The sequence below is a fragment of the Salmonella sp. A1325 genome (assembly GCF_056991255.1).
This window is the reverse complement of sequence record NZ_JAMLWO010000011.1, coordinates 1-21,700: the sequence shown is the minus strand read 5'-3', so window position 1 is coordinate 21,700 and position 21,700 is coordinate 1. Positions and strand designations below refer to the sequence as shown.

Below are 21,700 nucleotides of genomic sequence, written 5' to 3'. Positions count from 1 at the left end.
GCGGCTGCTATTCGGTAGTCGCTGACTTTTTCCGCGTTTAATGCGAAAAATAACGAAAATGCCCCGTTACTTTCCAGTTAAATAATACATCTTCCTCCTGTGCTCCCGCGCCTATGTTATGCACAACCAGCGGCACCCCTTCAGGCGTGACGTTCAGGGATACCACGCCAATATGCGCAAGGCCGTTATCCAGTCGCCAGGAGACAATATCTCCCGGTTGATAATCGCTATATTTATCTGTCACCGGCAACGCTTTGTTTTGACGCTGGAACCAGGTTTCCAGATTCGGAACGCGGCGATGGTCGATATTGCTGTCCGGGCGTTTCAGCTTCCAGTTATTCGGGTAGGCAGAGAAATGCGCCTGCATGTCTTCATGTACCCGTTTCTGTAAATCAACCTGCTGACTGCGCAGCGCGCGGATGACGACATCTGCACATACGCCACGCTCCAGCGGAAGATCGCCATTCGGATAATCCAGACGAACATAGGCAGCATCATAAAATAGCGTCTTACCTATTTGCGTCCCGGCACTTTGGGCGATTGCAGCATTAGTTTGCGCCTGAACGGTTATTGGTCTGGTATCAGAGCGTGGCGAATGATGAGAGGTATGGCTAATAAAAAAAGCAGCAAGAATACCGATAAGTGCCTGTGCGAATTTCATCTTCTTCGTCCGTGAAGTGTGTCAGTACGTCATTTGACTTTCCGCGGAGAGAATGGTGCGTGATAAAAAAGTCTATTTCAGGACAAAATGGACTGATTCCAGGCTATGGAATACCTGATGATGGCGCTTCGCTTACCCGGCCTGGATGATTGGATAACAAGGCCAGATAAGGTGCCTGTGTCGATATTCGGCAAATGAATTCTGTTGGGTCAGCAAGCTGAAATACTCCTGACTATCGTCAGGAGTATTGCTCAGACCTTATTCCCATTCCTGCAAGAAGCGTTGACCGTACTGGTCGGCAACCAGCAGCGCGGCGTACACTTCATCCGGCGTTGCGCCGCCAGGCATGTTATGAATAGTTTCACCTTCTGCGCAGGAGGCTTCCGCGACGGTGCGCATTTTTGCCGGAATATCCTGTTTAATATCCAGTTGCGCCAGCGTAATCGGCAGGCCAACGGAATGGCACAGCGCCGCAACGGTTTCGATTTCTTCGACCGGCGCGTTTTCCAGCACCAGTTGCGTCAGCGTACCGAAAGCGACCTTCTCACCGTGATAATAGTGGTGCGCATCCGGAATCGCCGTTAAACCGTTATGAATCGCGTGTGCTGCGGCCAGACCGCCGCTTTCAAAACCGACCCCGCTCAGGTAGGTGTTGGCTTCGATGACGCGTTCCAGCGCTGGCGTGACGACGTGCTGTTCGGCGGCCAACATGGCTTTTTCGCCTTCTTCGATCAGCGTGTTATAGCATAGCTCCGCCAGCGCCAGCGCGGCCTGTGTACACTTACCGCCCGCCATTGTGGTGGCGCCGCTGCGTGAGCAGGCGCGCGCTTCAAACCAGGTCGCCAGCGCATCGCCGATACCGGCTGCCAGCAGACGCGCCGGCGCGCCCGCCACTATCTGCGTATCGACAATGACCATATTCGGGTTATGCGGCAGCAACAGATAACGGTCAAACTCACCGGCATCGGTATAAATAACCGAGAGCGCGCTGCACGGTGCGTCGGTAGAGGCGATGGTCGGCGCGATAGCGACCGGGACGTTCATAAAGTGCGCCAGCGCTTTGGCGGTATCCAGCGTTTTACCGCCGCCGATACCCAGTACGGCGCCACACTGACTTTTTTCGGCGACGGCGCGCAGCCTGTCGATCTCATTTTGCGAACATTCGCTGCCAAACGGGGCGATTTCTACTGACAAACCGGCATCCGTCAGGCTTTTGCGCAGCGTCTCTTCGGCAAATCCCAGCACGAATTTATCGCCCACAACCAGCCAGTTGTTCGCCATTGGTTTTAAATAATCGCCAAGACGCGCGATGACGTTTGCACCCTGAATATACTTACCTGGTGACTGAATAATGCGATCCATACATTTCTCCCCTACAGGTTCAGATTACCAAAAGCGTTTTTCCAGTCTTGCTCAAACTTCTCTATTGCTGACTCTACCGCAGGCGTATTGAGCATTTGTTGCGCTACATCTAAAGGAAGGGTAATCGCCTGGCAACCTGCCAGTAAGCAATCCAGCGCCTGCCGCGGCGTTTTAAAGCTGGCCGCCAGCACCATGCTGTCGGGAGCGTGATGTTCCAGTAGCGTTTGCAGCTCCTGAACCATACGAATGCCATCGCCGCCCTGCGCATCAACGCGGTTGACGTAGGGAGCGACATATTTTGCGCCCGCCAGCGCCGCCAGCAGGCCCTGCGATGCGCTGTAGACGGCGGTGCCCAGCGTCACGATGCCTTCTTTTTTCAGCAATTTAATCGCTGCAAGACCTTCGGCGGTCACCGGAATTTTAACCACAATGCCGGGGATGGCGTTATTCAGCCGTTTGGCTTCTTCCACCATCCCTTTCGCGTCGCGGCTCATGGTCTGCGCAAATAAAGTGCCTTCTTCGCCGATGGCGTTTTGCAGCCTGGGCAGCACATCCCAGATAGGTTCTTTGCTGGCTGCCACAATGCTTGGATTGGTGGTGACGCCGGCAATCGGGAAAATGCGCGCCAGACGTTCAACTTCCGCCACGTTAGCGGTATCCAGATAGAGTTCCATAGTCTTTCTCTTCGTGAGTTTTCGTTATGGACAGGATAAAGGAGCGTGCCCCGGATACGCTATGTGACAAATCTGCCAAAAACTGGACAAATGTGATGCTCTTGGTAAAGTGTGATTTACTTCACAAGTTGGTGATGATTAACGTATAACGTGCTGTTGTATGCCATGTGGGGGAGTGAGGTTTTTGCATTGATATTACAATAATCCAGTAAATGCGCGTTTTATCTACTGTATTCTCTTTACTGGCGTGTGGATTATTTCTCCGTTAGCTGGCTGTGATACTGGCGGCGATACTCCGACGGCGAGCGTTCCGTATTTTTGCGAAACAGGCGGCAGAAATAGTTACTGTCGACAAAGCCGCAGCGGTGCGCCACCTCTTTCACTTTCAGGTCATAGCCCTTCAGCAACGTTTTGGCGTGTTCCAGTCGCGTATGGTTCAGGTATTCGTTAAAGCCGATGGCCCCCGTTTTCTGGAACAGGTGCGAGAGGTAATTTGGCGAGATATAAAACGCCTGTGCTACCGATTCGCGCGTCAACGGCGCGGCGTAGCGTTCATCAATATACTCCCGAATGGCTTCAAAAAGCGCGCGGCTGCGAGAGGCGGTCTGGATTTGGCTGCCGAGCAGATCGCGGCAATGGCTTAGTAGGCTGGCGACAATCAATCTGGCCGTTTGCTGCTCTTGCGGCTGCATCTGCATCTCATTAAGCGTTTGTAACAGGAAAGAGCCGATACGCGGGCCGCGGCGCGCAACATGCTGTTTCGTGAGGTTTTGATGCTGCTGACCGTCCCAGTGGACCACGCTGAAACCTAACTGCTGTTTGCCAAACAGAATGCTCAGGGTGGTGACGGGCGTTTGCCATTGCGGGATGTTCCAGCCGCCAGCCGGAACGTAGAGAACATCGCAAGGAATGAGCGGGGCGGTAATGCTCATGTCAGTAAGCTCGCCCTCCAGCACAATCTCCAGCCGTGGAAAATCCACCTGGTACGCCAGTTCCGGCGCTGGGCCGCTGGCGCTGGCAAAATAAATCTGGCGCAGTGGCAGCGGGCCGTTGATGAGACGGGAGAGAAGGTGGCTGACGTCGTGATACATGATAATCCCCTGCCGATCGCAAACAGAGGAAACAGTAACGTCGAAAACCGATGTCCTCAAGCGATTATTGCCGGATAGCGGCGCTTTGCGCCTTATCCGGACTACGGGAGAGAAGCACGCCAGGCCCGATAAGCGTTAGCGTTATCGGGCAACATATAGGCTATTGATTACCGACCTGATCGCCATACGGCAACGTATCATAATCAATCAGCGCATTTTTCTTATACGGGTTGCCAATCCAGCGCGTGGTCTCTTTGAATTGCGGGTTGGTGATGGAACGCGTCGGGTCGTAACCATCATAGGTCAGGCCCGCTAAGTCCGACCAGGTATGGATAAGCTCGGAACTGCTGTACTTACGATCGACATCCTGTGAGAAGTCGCGCGGATGCGCCGCCTGCCATTTCTCTGAGGTCCACAGCAGGAACGGCACCGTATACATATGACGGGTTGGCGAATCTTCGTTTCGTCCCTGCGTCTTATGCGGCGGCGTGTCATACACTTCTTCACCGTGATCGGAGAAGTAGAGCAGGAAACCGTTCGGATCGGTCGCTTTATAGTCCTTAATCAGGCTGGCGACAACATAGTCGTTATACAGGTTCGCGTTGTCGTAATCGTTATACGACTCCAGTTCGTCGCTGCTTAATCCCGGCGGAACATGGTCGGTTTTACCATCAAACTTGCCCTGGTTTTCTGGATAGCGGAACTTGTATTTAATGTGCGTTCCCAGCAGATGCACAATAATGAATTTTTTCGGCGCCGGGTCGGCTAACACCGCTTTAAACGGCGCCAGCACGTTGCTGTCATATTCGCGTGCGCTTTGAGTGCGCTGCTGGTTCATATAGAACTGCTTATCAGTCTGCTTAGAGAACACGGTCAGCATGGTATTACGCGCCGTCATCGTCTGCTGGTTAGTGATCCAGAAGGTTTTATACCCGGCCTGTTTCATCATATTCATCAGCGATGGCTTCGTCAGATACCAGTCCGGGTTCTTTTCGTCCGCGAACGTTAGCGCCTGTTGCAGAATCTCAATGGTGTACGGTCGCGAAGTTACCACGTTATTAAACACGGTCAGCCCGGGGTCGGTTTTATGCAGCGCGTCCAGTTCCGGCGTGGTTTCGCGCGGATAACCGTACAGACTCATACGGCCACGCTGGGTCGATTCGCCAATCACCAGTACCAGCGTGCGCGGCGCATCGCCGGAGTGGTCTTTGAAGTTAGCCAGCGGCGGCAGGGCATCGTTTTCATTCAGCAGTTTATTCAGCGAGGCGAGCTGTAAACGGTACTGATAGTAGCCAGTAATAAATTGCCACGGCGCTGCGGGTTCCATTCGTGACGCCAGGCTATCCAGCGTTTTCTCCATCGACTTATGCTTGATAAAGGTATTCATCGCGATGGGATGGAGGATCAGCCCGTACAGCAGGGCAAACGACACCAGATAACGCCAGGGGGATGGAATATAAACCGGGCGCAGACGTGTCCACAGCAAAATCGCCGCCACCGTATAAGCCAGCGCGACAAGAACAATTTTCAGACTGAAATATTGGCTTAAATATTCGCTGGCTTCATTGGCGTTGGTTTCAAACATCACAAACAGCACGCTTTGCGAGAACTCCTGCCCGTAGATTACGTAATAGCTCAGCGCCGCCAGCGAGGCGGCCCAGAGTACGACGCCAATAACGGCAGCAATAACCCGGATGCGGCCTGGAAACAGAAAGACCGGGATCAGCCACAGTGAGCTGTACAGTAGCGAATCCCGCAGACCGTTTGTCCCACTGTATCCGGTGAGATAAATAATGGCCTGCAGGAGGGTGGAAAAGAACCAAAAGTAGAGCAGTGCCCAGCCCAGGGCTTTCCAGCTAAACGCGGGTTTAGTCTGGAGTAATGTGGATTGCATAATGAGAGCCTGTCTTTAATCGTAGCGCCAAACGTAACGCCTGAACCTTAAAAGAATCTGAAGCAAACCTGCTTTATGCCGCACGTTTTGCTAAGAAAGATTTACAAATGCATAAAATGCAGACAGGAATATATTGAAAAAATGACGAGGATGACAGCAGTATTTCATGCCGCCCCCACATAACTGCGTGAGGGCGGCTTTCTTTTGGCGTTAGCCGGTGTTGCGCATACCGGCGGCGACGCCCGCAATCGTGACCATCAACGCCTGTTCGACGCGAGGATCGGGCGATTTGCCCTGCTCTTCAGTCAGACGGGAACGATACAGCAACTCGGCCTGCAACACGTTTAATGGATCGGTATAAACGTTTCTTAACTGAATGGACTCCGCAATCCACGGTAAGTCGGCCATCAGGTGCGAATCGTTGGCAATCGCCAGCACCACTTTAATGTCTTCTTCCAGCAGGTCTCGTAGCTCTTTGCCCAGCGGCCATAGCGTTTTCGCAACCAGACGCTGATCGTAATAGTCGGCCAGCCACAGGTCGGCTTTCGAGAATACCATTTCCAGCATTCCAAGACGCGTGGAGAAGAACGGCCAGTCGCGGCACATGGCTTCCAGTTCGCTTTGTTTACCGTCTTCCACCACTTTTTGCAGCGCAGTACCCGCGCCCAGCCAGGCTGGCAGCATCAGGCGGTTTTGCGTCCAGGCGAAGATCCACGGAATCGCGCGCAGCGATTCGACGCCGCCAGTTGGACGACGTTTCGCCGGACGTGAGCCGAGCGGCAATTTGCCCAGCTCTTGCTCCGGCGTCGCGGAGCGGAAGTACGGTACAAAGTCTTTATTTTCGCGCACGTAGCCGCGGTAGGTTTCACAGGAGATCACGGAAAGCTCATCCATAATATGACGCCAGCTGTCTTTCGGTTCCGGCGGCGGCAGCAGGTTTGCTTCCAGAATTGCGCTGGTGTAAAGCGAGAGGCTGCTGACGGTGACTTCCGGCAGGCCGTATTTGAAGCGGATCATCTCGCCCTGCTCGGTCACGCGCAGACCGCCTTTCAGACTGCCTGGCGGTTGCGAAAGCAGCGCCGCGTGGGCTGGCGCGCCGCCACGGCCAATAGAGCCGCCGCGGCCGTGGAAGAGGGTGAGCTCGATGCCGGCTTTTTCACAAGTTTTGATCAGGGCGTCCTGCGCCTGATACTGCGCCCATGACGCGGCCATAACGCCGGCGTCTTTCGCCGAGTCGGAGTAGCCGATCATGACCATCTGCTTACCCTGAATCAGCCCGCGATACCAGTCGATATTCAACAACTGGGTCATCACGTCGTCGGCGTTGTTCAGGTCGTCGAGGGTTTCAAACAGCGGCGCGACCGGCATGGCAAAGCCGATACCTGCCTCTTTCAGCAGCAGATGCACAGCCAGCACATCAGACGGCGTTTTCGCCATTGAAATCACGTAGGCGGCGATCGACCCTTTTGGCGCTTCGGCAATAACCTTGCAGGTTTCAAGCACTTCGCGGGTATCGTTGCTCGGCTCCCAGTTACGCGGCAGCAGCGGACGTTTGGAGTTCAGCTCGCGGATCAGGAAGGCCTGCTTGTCGGCTTCCGACCAGCTTTCGTAGTCGCCAATACCAAGGTAGCGGGTAATTTCGCCCAGCGCTTCGGTATGGCGGGTGCTCTCCTGACGGATATCAATACGCACCAGCGGTACGCCGAAACACTTCACGCGGCGGAGCGTGTCGAGTAACTCGCCGTTGGCGATAATGCCCATGCCGCAGGCCTGTAACGACTGGTAGCAGGCGTACAGAGGTTCCCAGAGCTGCTCGTTTTGCGTCAGCAGGCCATCCGGTTTGGGCAGTTTCTCGCCTTTCAGACGCGCTTCCAGCCAGGACTGGGTCGCCATCAGACGGGCGCGCAATTTTTTCATCAGGTAGCGATACGGTTCAGACGCGCCTTCTTCGCCCACTAACGCCAGCAGCTCCGGCGTGGCGTCGACCATCGACAGTTCTGATACCAGAACATGAATGTCTTTCAGGAACAGATCGGTGGCTTTCCAGCGGCTTAACAAGAGTACGTGGCGGGTGATATCCGCCGTCACGTTCGGGTTGCCGTCACGGTCGCCGCCCATCCAGGAGGTAAAACGTACCGGCACAAAATCCACCGGCAATTTGTAGCCGAGATTTTCTTCCAGCTGTTCGTTCAGTTCACGCAGATAGTTAGGTACGCCCTGCCACAGGCTGTTCTCAACCACGGCGAAGCCCCATTTGGCTTCATCCACTGGGCTTGGGCGCTGCTTGCGGATCTCATCCGTATGCCAGGATTGGGCAATCAACTGGCGCAGGCGACGCATCACCTGGTGGCGTTCGTAGTCGGCGATATCGGTATTATCAAGCTGTTTCAGACAGTTATTGATTTCACCCATCTTGTGAATAAGCGTACGGCGGGTAATTTCTGTCGGGTGGGCGGTTAGCACCAACTCCAAAGACAGCGACTCTACCGCTTTTTTGATGGTTGCGTCGTTGAGGTCCGGTTGGTTTTTCAGTTTGCGCAGAGTGCGGGCAATCACTTCCGGGTTGCTGGCGGCTTCGCCTTTTGGCGAAATGCTGTGGTATTGCTCGGCAGTATTGGCCAGGTTCAGGAACTGACTAAACGCGCGCGCAACTGGCAGCAGCTCGTCATTAGACAAATTTTGTAGCGTGGTGAGCAGCTCCTGGCGATTAGCTTCATTGCCGGCGCGTGAAGATTTGGATAGCTTACGGATTGTTTCTACGCGATCAAGAATGTGTTCTCCCAGCGCATCCTTGATGGTTTCTCCCAGCACCTTGCCGAGCATACTGACATTACTACGCAACGCGGAATATTGTTCGTTCATATGACCCCAGACACCCCATCTTTAATGTAATTGCCCTGTCTCTTTCATGCCACAGCGGCAGTGGCTGCGCTCGCCCGTATGCCAGTTCTGCGGAATGGGCTCGTTTGCCGCCTTGCTGTGACGTGAAATTTTTCGGACTTTGCTTTTTAGCCGTCTTTTATAAAGCCACGTAAAACCCGTGGCGTCAATTACTGCGAAATCGGTTCAGCAAACGAAAAAATGGCGGTAATTTATTAAAGTTAATTCGCATCGTGCCAAATAAGAAATGCTTATGAACATGTGGCGTAGAGATGCCGGATGGCGCTGCGCTTATCCGGCCTACAAGACGGGGGAGGCCCGGTAAACATCACGTCACCGGGCAATATGCATTAATGCCAGCAAAAATGGTGTACTACCTGGGTAATCAATTCCCGGGTTGGCTTAATAAAACGCGTTTCGAGATATTCATCCGGCTGATGCGCCTGATTAATTGAGCCCGGACCAAGCACCAGCGTTGGACATAATGTCTGCATAAACGGCGCTTCAGTACAGTAGTTCACCACGTCGGTTTTTGTTCCCAACAGTTTTTCTACTACTTCAACCAGTTGGTGGTCCGGTGGACACTCGTAACCTGGAATCGGCGGATGTAATTCCGCCACCGTCAGGCGGCCAGGCCAGCGTTCGCTTACCGGGGCCAGCGCGTCGTTAAGCAGTCCATTAAGGTCGTTTAACGTCATGCCCGGCAGTGGACGAATATCCATATGCAATTCGCAGCAGGCGCAGATACGGTTTGAGGCATCGCCGCCGTGGATATGGCCCAGATTCAGCGTTGGATACGGAACGGTAAACGCCTCGTAGTGATACCGCGCTTTCAGCGAGTCACGCAGTTGCATGATATGGCCAATCGCATCGTGCATCAGTTCAATGGCGTTAACCCCACGCGCCGGGTCGCTGGAATGACCGGACTGCCCCAGGACGCGAACGACATTAGAGATATGCCCTTTGTGCGCGCGTATCGGTTGCAACGACGTCGGTTCGCCAATGATCGCGCAGTCCGGACGTAATGCCGTGGTTTCGGAAAAATAACGCGCCCCCGCCATGCTGGTCTCTTCATCGGCGGTCGCCAGAATGTAGAGCGGCTTTTTCAACTTTGTGACGTCAACGTCACGTAGTGCGTCCAGAATAAAAGCGAAGAAGCCTTTCATATCCGCAGTGCCCAGGCCATAGAGCTTATTGTCGTGCTCGGTCAGCGTGAACGGGTCGCGCGTCCAGCGTCCGTCATCAAAGGGAACCGTGTCGGTATGGCCGGTCAGCAGCAAACCGCCCGCGCCATGTCCGGTGCTGGCGAGCATATTAAATTTGTTTCGCGTTCCTGGAACCGGTTGAACCTCTACGTTGAAACCAAGATCGCTGAACCAGCCTGCAAGCAAAGTGATTAAAGACGCATTACTTTGATCCAGGGATTCTTCGGTTGCGCTTATCGACGGTGTGGCAATCAGAGCGCGGTAAATCTCGATAAATGGCGGTAAAACGTTTTTCATTGTTGACACACCTCAGGTCATGATAGTATCAATATTCATGCATTAATTATGAATAAAAATACATTAACGTTGAGCATAAAGGAACCCGATGTTGAATACGCTGATTGTAGGCGCTAGCGGTTATGCGGGCGCAGAGCTTGTAAGCTACGTAAATCGCCACCCACATATGACCATAACCGCTTTGACCGTCTCAGCGCAAAGCAATGATGCAGGAAAGTTAATTTCTGATTTACATCCGCAGTTAAAAGGGATTGTCGACCTGCCATTGCAACCGATGTCGGATGTGCGTGATTTTAGTGCAGATGTTGATGTGGTGTTCCTGGCGACAGCGCATGAAGTGAGCCACGATCTGGCGCCGCAATTTTTACAGGCCGGATGCGTCGTATTCGATCTTTCCGGCGCGTTTCGGGTAAACGATCGCGCCTTCTATGAAAAGTACTACGGATTTACTCATCAGTATCCTGAGCTGTTGGAGCAGGCGGTGTACGGTCTGGCGGAGTGGAATGCCGATAAACTGAACACGGCGAATCTGATTGCGGTTCCTGGTTGCTATCCAACCGCAGCGCAGTTGTCGCTAAAACCGCTGATTGACGGCGGGCTTCTGGATCTGACGCAGTGGCCGGTAATTAATGCCACCAGCGGGGTGAGCGGCGCGGGGCGCAAAGCGGCAATATCGAACAGTTTCTGTGAAGTGAGTTTGCAACCGTATGGTGTGTTTACGCATCGTCATCAGCCGGAAATCGCCGTCCATCTGGGCGCGGAGGTCATCTTCACCCCGCATCTGGGGAATTTCCCGCGCGGGATTCTGGAAACCATTACCTGCCGCCTGAAAGCGGGAGTAACCCATGCGCAGGTCGCCGATGTGTTGCAAAAAGCCTATGGCGACAAACCACTGGTGCGCCTGTATGACAAAGGCGTTCCGGCGTTAAAGAACGTCGTCGGGCTGCCGTTCTGCGATATTGGTTTTGCCGTCCAGGGCGAACATCTGATTGTGGTGGCAACCGAAGACAACTTGTTGAAAGGCGCAGCGGCGCAGGCGGTGCAGTGCGCTAATATTCGTTTTGGCTTCGCTGAAACGCAGTCTCTTATTTAAGGGTGAAATGATGAATCCATTAATTATCAAGCTGGGTGGCGTATTACTGGATAGCGAAGAGGCTCTGGAACGTCTTTTTACCGCGCTGGTCAACTATCGTGAGTCCCATCAGCGTCCGCTGGTGATTGTTCATGGCGGCGGTTGCGTGGTGGATGAGCTGATGAAAGGGCTGAATTTGCCAGTGAAAAAGAAAGACGGCCTGCGCGTGACGCCTGCCGATCAGATTGGCATCATTACAGGCGCGCTGGCGGGAACCGCTAACAAAACTCTGCTGGCCTGGGCGAAGAAACACCATATCGCCTCTGTTGGTCTGTTTCTGGGCGATGGCGACAGCGTAAACGTGACCCAACTCGATGAAGCGTTAGGCCACGTCGGGCTGGCGCAGCCGGGGTCGCCGAAGCTGATTAACATGCTGCTGGAAAACGGCTTTCTGCCGGTGGTCAGCTCCATTGGCGTAACAGACGACGGCCAACTGATGAACGTCAACGCCGATCAGGCGGCAACCGCGCTGGCGGCGACGCTGGGGGCCGATCTGATCCTGCTTTCCGACGTGAGCGGTATTCTGGACGGCAAAGGCCAGCGTATCGCCGAAATGACGGCGTCCAAAGCCGAGCAGCTTATCGACCAGGGCATTATTACCGACGGGATGATTGTGAAAGTGAATGCGGCTCTCGATGCTGCGCGGGCGCTGGGTCGCCCGGTGGATATCGCTTCCTGGCGTCATGCGGAGCAATTGCCTGCACTGTTTAACGGCACGCCGATTGGCACGCGTATTCTGGCTTAAGTATTTGTTCGCCCGATGGCGGCTGCGCCTTATCGGGCCTGCGTAAACAGAAATTATAGGCCGGATAAGCGTAGCGCCATCCGGCAGTGAAATTCGAAGAATTTAAGGAAGTCTATTATGGCACTTTGGGGTGGGCGTTTTACACAGGCGGCAGACCAGCGGTTTAAACAATTCAATGATTCGTTGCGCTTCGATTACCGTCTGGCGGAGCAGGATATTGTCGGTTCTGTGGCCTGGTCCAAAGCATTGGTCACGGTAGGCGTACTGACTGCCGATGAGCAACGACAGTTGGAAGAAGCGCTGAACGTGCTGCTGGAAGAGGTTCGCGCGAATCCGCAGCAAATCCTGCAAAGCGATGCGGAAGATATCCATAGCTGGGTGGAAGGTAAGCTCATCGACAAAGTGGGTCAGTTGGGTAAAAAGCTGCACACCGGACGCAGCCGTAACGATCAGGTGGCGACGGACCTGAAACTGTGGTGCAAAGAGACGGTGAGGGAACTGCTTACCGCTAACCGCCAGCTACAGAGCGCGCTGGTGGAAACCGCGCAGGCGAACCAGGACGCGGTAATGCCGGGATATACCCATCTGCAACGCGCGCAGCCGGTGACTTTCGCCCACTGGTGTCTCGCGTATGTCGAAATGCTGGCGCGCGATGAAAGCCGCCTGCAGGACACGCTTAAACGTCTGGACGTGAGTCCGCTAGGTTGCGGCGCGTTGGCGGGAACGGCCTATGAAATTGACCGTGAACAATTGGCAGGCTGGCTGGGCTTTACGTCTGCGACCCGCAACAGCCTGGACAGCGTGTCCGATCGTGACCACGTACTGGAACTGCTTTCTGATGCGGCTATCGGCATGGTGCATCTGTCACGCTTCGCGGAAGATCTGATTTTCTTTAATTCTGGTGAAGCGGGCTTTGTAGAGCTTTCTGACCGCGTGACTTCCGGTTCATCGTTAATGCCGCAGAAGAAAAACCCGGACGCGCTGGAGCTGATTCGCGGTAAGTGCGGTCGCGTACAAGGGGCGCTAACCGGCATGATGATGACCTTAAAAGGTCTGCCGCTGGCGTATAACAAAGATATGCAGGAAGACAAAGAAGGGCTGTTCGATGCGCTCGATACCTGGCTTGACTGCCTGCATATGGCGGCGTTGGTGCTGGACGGTATTCAGGTGAAACGCCCACGTTGTCAGGACGCGGCGCAACAGGGGTATGCCAACGCCACGGAGCTGGCGGATTACCTGGTCGCGAAAGGCGTGCCGTTCCGCGAAGCGCACCATATTGTCGGCGAAGCGGTGGTAGAAGCCATTCGCCAGGGTAAGCCGCTGGAAGCGTTGCCGCTGGCCGATTTACAGAAATTCAGCCGCGTGATTGGCGACGATGTGTATCCGATATTGTCTTTGCAGTCGTGTCTGGATAAACGGGCGGCAAAAGGCGGCGTTTCTCCGCAGCAGGTGGCGCAGGCCATCGACGATGCCAGGGCGCGCCTCGCGTTGTAGGCCTTATAAGCGTAGCGCCATCAGGTAATACTGCCCGGCCGAGCATCAGCGACGCCGGGCTTTTTTACGCAAAAAAAAGCGGACCAGAGGTCCGCAAAAGTTCACGTTGGCTTTAGTTATTTCGGGTTCGAGAGATACCCTCTGAACGGGCGGGGTCTTCAAGGGTTAAACGAGAAACCGCTCCGTTCTGTGATGTATTATTAATCAGAAAGGTTGATAGGGATAATCGTTCGTTGCTATGCTACCTATCGCCATGAACTATCGTGGCGACGGAGGATGAATAATGAATATTCGTGATCTTGAATATCTGGTGGCGTTAGCCGAACATCGCCATTTCCGGCGAGCGGCGGACTCCTGTCACGTCAGCCAGCCAACCCTTAGTGGGCAAATACGTAAGCTGGAAGATGAGCTGGGCGTTATGCTGCTGGAGCGTACGAGCCGTAAGGTGCTGTTTACCCAGGCGGGCTTACTGCTGGTGGATCAGGCGCGTACCGTACTGCGTGAGGTCAAGGTGCTCAAGGAGATGGCAAGCCAACAAGGCGAGACGATGTCCGGCCCGCTACATATTGGTTTAATCCCAACGATTGGTCCCTATTTGCTGCCGCTTATCATTCCAATGTTGCACCAGACTTTCCCGAAGCTGGAAATGTATCTGCATGAGGCGCAAACGCATCAGTTGTTAGCGCAACTCGATAGCGGCAAGCTTGACTGCGCTATTCTGGCGCTGGTGAAAGAGAGCGAGGCGTTTATCGAAGTGCCGCTGTTTGATGAGCCCATGATGCTGGCTATTTATGAGGATCATCCGTGGGCGAATCGCGATCGCGTGCCGATGTCCGACCTGGCGGGCGAGAAATTGCTGATGCTGGAAGATGGCCACTGTCTGCGCGATCAGGCGATGGGGTTCTGTTTTGAAGCGGGAGCGGATGAAGATACCCATTTCCGGGCAACCAGTCTGGAAACGCTGCGCAACATGGTGGCGGCGGGCAGTGGTATTACACTACTCCCCGCGCTGGCCGTACCGCAGGAGCGTAAGCGCGACGGCGTGGTTTATCTGCCATGCATTAAGCCGGAGCCGCGTCGTACCGTGGGGCTGGTTTATCGCCCTGGATCGCCGCTGCGTAGCCGTTATGAGCAACTGGCAGAGGCCATCCGTGGCGCAATGGATGGCCATTTCGATAAGGCGTTAAAACAGGCGGTTTAAGCCGTTCAACGCCGCAACCCGATAAGCTTCCGCCATGGTTGGGTAGTTAAAGGTGGTGTTAACGAAGTATTCGATGGTGTTACCGCCACCTTTCTGCTCCATGATCGCCTGGCCGATATGAATAATTTCGGCGGCGCGTTCGCCAAAGCAGTGAATCCCCAGAATTTCTTTGGTTTCGCGGTGGAAGAGAATTTTTAGCGTGCCGACGTTCATGCCGACGATTTGCGCTCGCGCCAGATGCTTAAACTGCGCGCGGCCCACTTCGTAAGGCACTTTCATTGCCGTTAACTGCTGCTCGGTTTTGCCGACAGAACTGATTTCCGGAATGGTATAAATCCCGGTGGGGATATCTTCGATAAGATGCGCGGTCGCTTCGCCTTTCACCAGCGCCTGCGCTGCAATACGCCCCTGATCGTAGGCGGCGGAGGCCAGACTGGGATAGCCAATCACGTCGCCCACCGCATAGACGTGCGGCAGGGCGGTCTGGTACATACTGTTGACTTTGAGCTGTCCACGGCTGTCTGTTTCCAGACCAATATTCTCCAGCGCCAGCGAATCGGTGTTACCGGTACGGCCATTAGCATAGAGCAGGCAGTCAGCCTTCAGTTTTTTACCGGATTTCAGGTGCATGATGACGCCATCATCGCAGCCTTCGATTTTCTCATACTCTTCATTGTGGCGAATAACCACGCCGCTATTCCAGAAATGGTAAGAGAGAGAGTCGGACATCTCCTGATCGAGAAAGGCCAGCAGGCGATCGCGGGTGTTGATCAGATCCACTTTCACATCCATACCGCGGAAGATGGACGCATATTCGCAGCCGATAACGCCGGCGCCGTAAATAATAACGTGGCGCGGTTCATGGTGGAGACTCAGGATTGAGTCGCTGTCATAAATGCGCGGATGCGAGAAATCCACATCATTGGGATGGTAAGGACGCGAACCACAGGCAATAACAAATTTTTCTGCCGTCAGAGTTTCAACCGTGCCGTCATGGCATTCCAGCGCCAGGGTATGTTCGTCAATAAAATGGGCGTTGCCCTGCAAGATTTCACAGTGGTTACGCTCATAAAACCCCTGACGCATACGCGTTTGTTGATTAATCACGTTATCGGCATGATTAAGGATATCGGCGAAAGAAGATCGAAGGAGACGGGAGTGGTCGCTATAGAGCGGGTTTTGATTAAATTCAATAATGCGGCTGACGGCGTGGCGAAGGGCTTTGGATGGGATGGTGCCCCAGTGGGTACATCCGCCGCCAACGTTATGATAACGCTCAATCACCGCGACGCGTGCTCCTTGCTTAACCAGACCCATTGCAGCGCCTTCACCGCCGGGGCCTGACCCTATGACGACTGCATCATAATCCCAGGAATGTGGCATGGTATTACTCACCTGTTTTTATACATAAAATAAACACGATGATAACATTTGCCCAGCTTTAACCCAATTATCGTTGTGCTTTTTTGCGAAGCCGGAGCACAAACTGTCTGTAAACAATCATTCACAATCCAGTGTGAACCCGTTACTTTTATTCTCTGGTATAGTGCCGAATAAGGCATATGGAAGGATTCAGACATTGTGATGGGTGTTAGAGCGCAACAAAAAGAAAAAACCCGGCGTTCGCTGGTGGAAGCCGCATTCAGCCAACTGAGCGCTGAGCGGAGTTTCGCCAGCCTGAGTTTGCGTGAGGTGGCGCGTGAAGCGGGCATTGCGCCAACGTCGTTTTACCGTCATTTTCGCGATGTCGATGAACTCGGCCTGACGATGGTGGATGAAAGCGGTCTGATGCTGCGTCAGTTGATGCGTCAGGCGCGACAGCGCATCGCGAAAGGCGGCAGCGTCATTCGCACGTCGGTCTCCACATTTATGGAGTTTATCGGCAACAACCCCAACGCCTTCCGTCTGTTGTTGCGCGAGCGTTCCGGCACTTCAGCGGCGTTTCGTGCCGCCGTCGCGCGGGAGATTCAGCATTTTATTGCGGAACTTGCCGACTATCTGGAACTCGAAAACCATATGCCGCGCGCGTTTACTGAAGCCCAGGCCGAAGCGATGGTGACTATTGTTTTTAGCGCGGGCGCAGAGGCGTTGGACATCGGCGCTGAACAGCGTCGGCAATTAGAAGAGCGGCTGGTATTGCAACTGCGCATGATTGCGAAAGGGGCGTATTACTGGTATCGCCGTGAGCAAGAGAAAATAGCACATCATTCCGAATAACGTGAAGGACGAGTAATGAAACAGTCAGGTCAAGATAAAGGTACGCTGTTGCTGGCGCTCATCGCTGGCTTATCGATTAACGGCACATTCGCGGCGCTGTTTAGCGCTATTGTGCCGTTCTCCGTATTCCCGGTTATCTCGCTGGTGCTGACGGTATATTGCCTGCATCAGCGCTACCAAAATCGTACTATGCCGGTAGGTTTGCCGGGGTTGGCCGCCGCTTGTTTCATTCTTGGCGTTTTACTGTATAGCACCGTCGTGCGTGCAGAATATCCGGATATTGGCTCTAATTTCTTCCCGGCGGTGCTGTCGGTGATTCTGGTATTCTGGATTGGCTTTAAACTGCGTAACCGCAAGCAGGACACCGCGGAATAGTGTGCGAATGCCGGATGGCGGTATAACCGGCCATCCGACGTACATTTTACCTTGCGGTGAGTAATACCCCGCATTCCATATGATGCGTATACGGGAACTGATCGAATAGCGCCAGGCGAGACACCGTGTGCGTCTGGCTTAACGTTTCCAGGTTTTTGCACAACGTTTCCGGATTGCAGGAAATGTACAGAATACGTGGATAAGCCTGCACCATTTTTTCCGTTTCGCTGTCCAGACCGCTGCGCGGCGGATCGACAAAAATGGTTTCGCACTGATAGCGCTTCAGGTCGATCCCCTGCAGGCGGTTAAACTCACGAACGCCATTCATCGCCTGGGTAAACTCTTCCGCCGCCATGCGAATAATTTGCACATTATCAATATGATTAGCGGCAATATTGTACTGTGCGGCAGCGACGGACGGTTTGGCGATTTCGGTTGCCAGCACGCGGTTAAAATTGCGCGCCAGCGCTAAAGAAAAATTGCCGTTGCCGCAATACAACTCAAGCAGATCGCCTTTTGAGTCTTTCGTCACCTCCAGCGCCCACTCTAACATCTGAATATTCATGGCGGCGTTTGGCTGCGTAAAGCTGTTTTCGACCTGGCGGTAGATCATCTCTTTACCTGCCACAGGCAGACGCTCATCAATATAATCCTGATCCAATTCGATTTTAGTTTTAGTAGCCCGGCCAATCAGGTGTACGTTCAGACCTTGCGCGCGTAAAGCATCGCGTAACGCAGTGGCGGCTTCACGCCACTCTTCGTCCAGCTTCTTATGGTACAGCAACGACACTACCGCCTGGTTGCTCAAGGTCGTGAGATAATCGATCTGGAACAGCTTATGCCGCAGTGCATGATTATCGCGCACGCCGGCAATCATCGCCTTCATTAAGGTATTAATCAGTTGGCTGGCCGCCGGGAAGGTGTCAACGCGAATCCGGCTTTTGGTCTGCTGATCAAACATAATGTGGTACAGGTCATCGCCGTCATGCCACAGGCGAAATTCCGCACGCATACGATAGTGACTGACCGGCGAGCGAAATACTTCCGGAACCAGGTCAGAAAACGGCGCCATCATACTCTGCAAGCGCGCCACTTTTTCGGCTAGCTGCGCCTCATACTGTTCTGTCGGAAGATGTTCGGGGGTCATATCGCATCCTGAATAATAAAAGTACGCGGGGATTGTAGGGATTGCTCAGTGGATGTCCAGCTATTGATGATTTCTGATTTGTGATGCGCGGTCTGGACAGGGTGTTGTGACAGACGGTAGCATCCGTGGGCCGGTCCTGTGAGTTAATAGGGAATCCAGTGAAAATCTGGAGCTGACGCGCAGCGGTAAGGAAAGGTGAGATGAGAGCGTAAGCAGACACTGCCTCCGGCGGGAAGTCATCATTTCTGCTATCCAGCCAACGGATAACCCTCCAAGCCCGAAGACCTGCCGGCTAACGTCGCATCTGGTTTTTCATCATCGCGTACTATCGATGAAGCCTGCGGCATCCTTCTTATATTGTGGATGCTTTACAATGATTAAAAAAGCTACGCTGCTGACGGCGTTCTCCGTCACGGCCTTTTCCGCTTGGGCGCAGGACACTAGCCCGGATACCCTGGTTGTCACCGCCAACCGTTTTCAGCAGCCGCGCAGCGCGGTTCTGGCGCCCGTTACCATCGTGACGCGTCAGGATATTGAACGCTGGCAATCGACCTCCGTAAATGATGTTCTGCGCCGTTTGCCTGGCGTCGATATTGCGCAGAGCGGCGGCGCCGGACAAAACTCCTCCATTTTCATTCGCGGCACCAACTCCAGCCATGTACTGGTATTGATTGACGGCGTGCGTCTGAATTTAGCAGGCGTGAGCGGGTCCGCCGATCTCAGCCAGTTCCCGGTGTCGCTGGTACAGCGCATTGAATATATTCGTGGTCCGCGTTCCGCTATTTATGGTTCCGATGCTATCGGCGGCGTAGTGAATATCATTACGACGCGCGATAACCCAGGCACAGAATTAACCGCTGGATGGGGAAGCAATAGCTACCAGAATTACGACCTCTCGACGCAACAGCAACTTGGCGAAAACACGCGGGCGACGTTGATCGGCGATTACGAATATACCAAAGGGTTTGACGTGGTAGCGAAAGGCGGTACCGGGATGCAGGCGCAGCCTGACCGGGACGGCTTTTTGAGTAAAACGCTTTATGGCGCGTTAGAGCATACCTTTTCTGATCGCTGGAGCGGATTCGTGCGTGGTTATGGCTACGATAACCGTACCGATTACGACGCCTATTACTCGCCGGGCTCGCCGCTGATTGATACACGCAAACTTTATAGCCAAAGCTGGGACGCCGGGCTGCGCTTTAATGGCGAACGTATTCAGTCTCAGCTGGTTTCAAGCTATAGCCACAGTAAAGATTACAACTATGATCCGCACTATGGCCGGTATGATACCTCCGCCACGCTGGATGAGATGAAACAGTACAATGTTCAATGGACCAACAGTGTGGTCGTGGGGCACGGTAATGTTGGGGCGGGCGTAGACTGGCAGAAACAGACTACCACGCCTGGTACCGGCTATGTGCCCGAGGGATATGACCAGCGTAATACCGGGGTTTACCTGACAGGATTACAACAGTTGGGTGACTTCACTCTGGAAGCGGCGGCGCGCAGTGATGACAACTCCCAGTTTGGTCGTCACGGTACATGGCAAACCAGCGCGGGATGGGAGTTTATAGAAGGTTATCGCTTTATTGCTTCCTACGGAACCTCCTACAAAGCGCCTAATTTGGGCCAACTGTATGGTTATTACGGTAATCCGAACCTGAATCCTGAAAAGAGTAAACAGTGGGAAGGCGCATTTGAAGGGCTAACCGCTGGCGTCAGTTGGCGTATTTCAGGTTATCGTAACGATATTAATGACATGATCGATTATGACGATCATCTGCAAAAATATTACAACGAAGGTAAGGCGCGCATTAAAGGTATTGAGGCGACGGCGAATTTCGATACCGGACCGTTAACGCATACGGTCAGTTACGATTACGTTGATGCGCGTAATGCGATTACCGATACGCCATTACCGCGGCGTTCCAAACAGATGGCAAAATATCAACTTGACTGGGACGTTTACGATTTTGACTGGGGGGTGACATATCAATACCTTGGTTCCCGCTATGATTCGGATTACTCCGCTTACCCATACCGGACAGTAAAAATGGGCGGCGTCAGTTTATGGGATCTTACGGTTGCATATCCGGTCACCTCACATCTGACAGTTCGTGGTAAAATAGCCAACCTGTTCGACAAAGATTACGAGACAGTTTATGGCTACCAAACTGCAGGACGAGAATACACCTTGTCTGGCAGCTACACCTTCTGAACCACGTCCCACCGTGCTGGTATTTGATTCCGGCGTCGGTGGATTGTCGGTCTATGATGAGATTCGGCGGCTCCTGCCGGATCTCCACTATATATATGCTTTCGATAACGTGGCTTTCCCCTACGGGGAAAAGAGCGAAACGTTTATCGTCGAGCGCGTTGTCGAGATTGTGACTGCGGTACAGCAGCGCTATCCCCTTTCACTGGCGGTGATTGCCTGTAATACCGCCAGTACGGTCTCACTTCCCGCATTACGTGAAAAGTTTGCCTTCCCGGTGGTGGGCGTTGTGCCTGCGATTAAACCAGCGGCGCGGCTGACCGCCAATGGCGTCGTCGGGCTACTGGCGACGAGAGCCACGGTCAAACGTCCTTATACTCACGAGCTGATTGCGCGCTTCGCTAATGAATGTCAGATAGCCATGTTGGGGTCGGCAGAACTGGTGGAACTGGCGGAAGCTAAATTACATGGCGATTCGGTATCGCTGGAAGAACTGCGCCGCATATTACGTCCATGGCTACGAATGCCGGAGCCGCCTGATACGGTCGTTCTGGGGTGTACGCATTTCCCTCTATTACGGGACGAGCTTTTGCAAGTCCTGCCCGAAGGGACGCGGTTAGTGGATTCCGGCGCGGCGATAGCGCGTCGTACAGCCTGGCTGTTGGAACATGAAGCGCCGGATGCGAAATCAACCGATGCCAATATTGCTTATTGCATGGCAATGACGCCAGGAGCTGAACAATTATTACCCGTTTTACAGCGTTATGGCTTTGAAACGCTCGAAAAACTGGCGGTTTAATGGCGTTTTGGGTAAATACCAGGCACTTAAGAAATTATTTTAAATTTCCTCTTGTCAGGCAGAAATAACTCCCTATAATGCGCCACCACTGACACGGAACAACGGCACACAGGCCGCCGGGTCAGCGGGGTTCAGACCAGAACCTCACGGAGAAAAGCGAAAATAAACGCTTGACTCTGAGGCGGGAAAGCGTAATATGCACACCCCGCGCCGCTGAGAAAAAGCGAAGCGGCACTGCTCTTTAACAATTTATCAGACAATCTGTGTGGGCACTCGAAGATACGGATTCTTGACGTCCTAGGACGAAAAAT

At 53.6% G+C, this 21,700-nt stretch carries 17 protein-coding genes and 1 riboswitch; of the genes, 8 read left to right on the top strand and 9 right to left on the bottom strand.

What is annotated here, in order from left to right; genetic code table 11:
• Positions 1-37 precede the first annotated feature (37 nt).
• The 7 genes from NAZ64_RS18455 to argE all read right to left on the bottom strand — a co-directional run bounded on the left by NAZ64_RS18455 (position 38) and on the right by argE (position 10,064).
• The gene (locus tag NAZ64_RS18455; protein ID WP_000666692.1) at positions 38-661 is read right to left on the bottom strand and encodes a DUF1287 domain-containing protein; all 624 of its coding nucleotides are present in this window, start codon (positions 659-661) and stop codon (positions 38-40) included.
• 258 nt (positions 662-919) lie between these two features.
• Positions 920-2,023 carry a bifunctional L-1,2-propanediol dehydrogenase/glycerol dehydrogenase gene (gene gldA, locus NAZ64_RS18450; RefSeq protein ID WP_220569501.1) on the bottom strand — a complete coding sequence of 368 codons (1,104 nt, stop codon included), beginning with the start codon at positions 2,021-2,023 and terminating at the stop codon, positions 920-922.
• Positions 2,024-2,034: 11 nt separating this feature from the next.
• Positions 2,035-2,697 carry a fructose-6-phosphate aldolase gene (fsa, locus tag NAZ64_RS18445; RefSeq protein ID WP_000424861.1) on the bottom strand — a complete coding sequence of 221 codons (663 nt, stop codon included), beginning with the start codon at positions 2,695-2,697 and terminating at the stop codon, positions 2,035-2,037.
• Between the two features lie 254 nt (positions 2,698-2,951).
• A complete protein-coding gene (locus NAZ64_RS18440; protein WP_000274595.1) occupies positions 2,952-3,788 on the bottom strand; it encodes a helix-turn-helix transcriptional regulator in 837 nt (278 codons plus the stop codon).
• Between the two features lie 160 nt (positions 3,789-3,948).
• Positions 3,949-5,682, bottom strand: coding sequence for a phosphoethanolamine transferase CptA (locus NAZ64_RS18435; protein ID WP_001528929.1), 1,734 nt, complete (start codon positions 5,680-5,682; stop codon positions 3,949-3,951).
• A gap of 210 nt (positions 5,683-5,892) precedes the next feature.
• Entirely contained in the window at positions 5,893-8,544 is a 2,652-nt protein-coding gene (ppc, locus tag NAZ64_RS18430) for a phosphoenolpyruvate carboxylase (RefSeq protein ID WP_001005549.1), read from the bottom strand.
• A 368-nt stretch (positions 8,545-8,912) separates the two neighbouring features.
• On the bottom strand, positions 8,913-10,064 hold the full coding sequence (gene argE / locus NAZ64_RS18425; RefSeq protein ID WP_000800208.1) for an acetylornithine deacetylase: 1,152 nt from the start codon (positions 10,062-10,064) through the stop codon (positions 8,913-8,915).
• A gap of 88 nt (positions 10,065-10,152) precedes the next feature.
• Here argE and argC point away from each other — a divergent pair, with 88 nt between their 5' ends.
• From argC to oxyR, 4 genes are all read left to right on the top strand, one after another.
• Entirely contained in the window at positions 10,153-11,157 is a 1,005-nt protein-coding gene (gene argC / locus NAZ64_RS18420; protein WP_000935336.1) for an N-acetyl-gamma-glutamyl-phosphate reductase, read from the top strand.
• Between the two features lie 7 nt (positions 11,158-11,164).
• Entirely contained in the window at positions 11,165-11,941 is a 777-nt protein-coding gene (gene argB, locus NAZ64_RS18415; RefSeq protein ID WP_001575262.1) for an acetylglutamate kinase, read from the top strand.
• A gap of 117 nt (positions 11,942-12,058) precedes the next feature.
• A complete protein-coding gene (gene argH, locus NAZ64_RS18410; protein ID WP_001230054.1) occupies positions 12,059-13,435 on the top strand; it encodes an argininosuccinate lyase in 1,377 nt (458 codons plus the stop codon).
• A gap of 283 nt (positions 13,436-13,718) precedes the next feature.
• Positions 13,719-14,636 (top strand): DNA-binding transcriptional regulator OxyR, encoded by a 918-nt coding sequence (gene oxyR, locus NAZ64_RS18405; RefSeq protein ID WP_001025919.1) that lies wholly within the window; start codon positions 13,719-13,721, stop codon positions 14,634-14,636.
• Here oxyR and sthA read toward each other — a convergent pair.
• A complete protein-coding gene (gene sthA / locus NAZ64_RS18400; protein WP_001120789.1) occupies positions 14,619-16,019 on the bottom strand; it encodes a Si-specific NAD(P)(+) transhydrogenase in 1,401 nt (466 codons plus the stop codon). The genes oxyR and sthA overlap by 18 nt on opposite strands.
• A 198-nt stretch (positions 16,020-16,217) precedes the next feature.
• On the opposite strand from sthA, the gene fabR reads away from it, so the two are divergent.
• Both fabR and NAZ64_RS18390 read left to right on the top strand, forming a co-directional pair.
• Positions 16,218-16,853, top strand: coding sequence for an HTH-type transcriptional repressor FabR (fabR, locus tag NAZ64_RS18395; RefSeq protein WP_000971958.1), 636 nt, complete (start codon positions 16,218-16,220; stop codon positions 16,851-16,853).
• A gap of 15 nt (positions 16,854-16,868) precedes the next feature.
• Positions 16,869-17,228 carry a YijD family membrane protein gene (locus NAZ64_RS18390; RefSeq protein ID WP_000813838.1) on the top strand — a complete coding sequence of 120 codons (360 nt, stop codon included), beginning with the start codon at positions 16,869-16,871 and terminating at the stop codon, positions 17,226-17,228.
• A 46-nt stretch (positions 17,229-17,274) separates the two neighbouring features.
• Here NAZ64_RS18390 and trmA read toward each other — a convergent pair whose 3' ends face one another.
• Entirely contained in the window at positions 17,275-18,375 is a 1,101-nt protein-coding gene (gene trmA / locus NAZ64_RS18385) for a tRNA (uridine(54)-C5)-methyltransferase TrmA (protein ID WP_023200574.1), read from the bottom strand.
• A gap of 114 nt (positions 18,376-18,489) precedes the next feature.
• Positions 18,490-18,682, top strand: a riboswitch (cobalamin riboswitch).
• Positions 18,683-18,748: 66 nt separating this feature from the next.
• Here trmA and btuB point away from each other — a divergent pair.
• Both btuB and murI read left to right on the top strand, forming a co-directional pair.
• On the top strand, positions 18,749-20,593 hold the full coding sequence (gene btuB, locus NAZ64_RS18380; RefSeq protein ID WP_000591411.1) for a TonB-dependent vitamin B12 receptor BtuB: 1,845 nt from the start codon (positions 18,749-18,751) through the stop codon (positions 20,591-20,593).
• On the top strand, positions 20,538-21,389 hold the full coding sequence (murI, locus tag NAZ64_RS18375; protein ID WP_000201804.1) for a glutamate racemase: 852 nt from the start codon (positions 20,538-20,540) through the stop codon (positions 21,387-21,389). Before btuB ends, murI begins: the two co-directional genes overlap by 56 nt.
• The last annotated feature ends 311 nt before the right edge of the window (positions 21,390-21,700 follow it).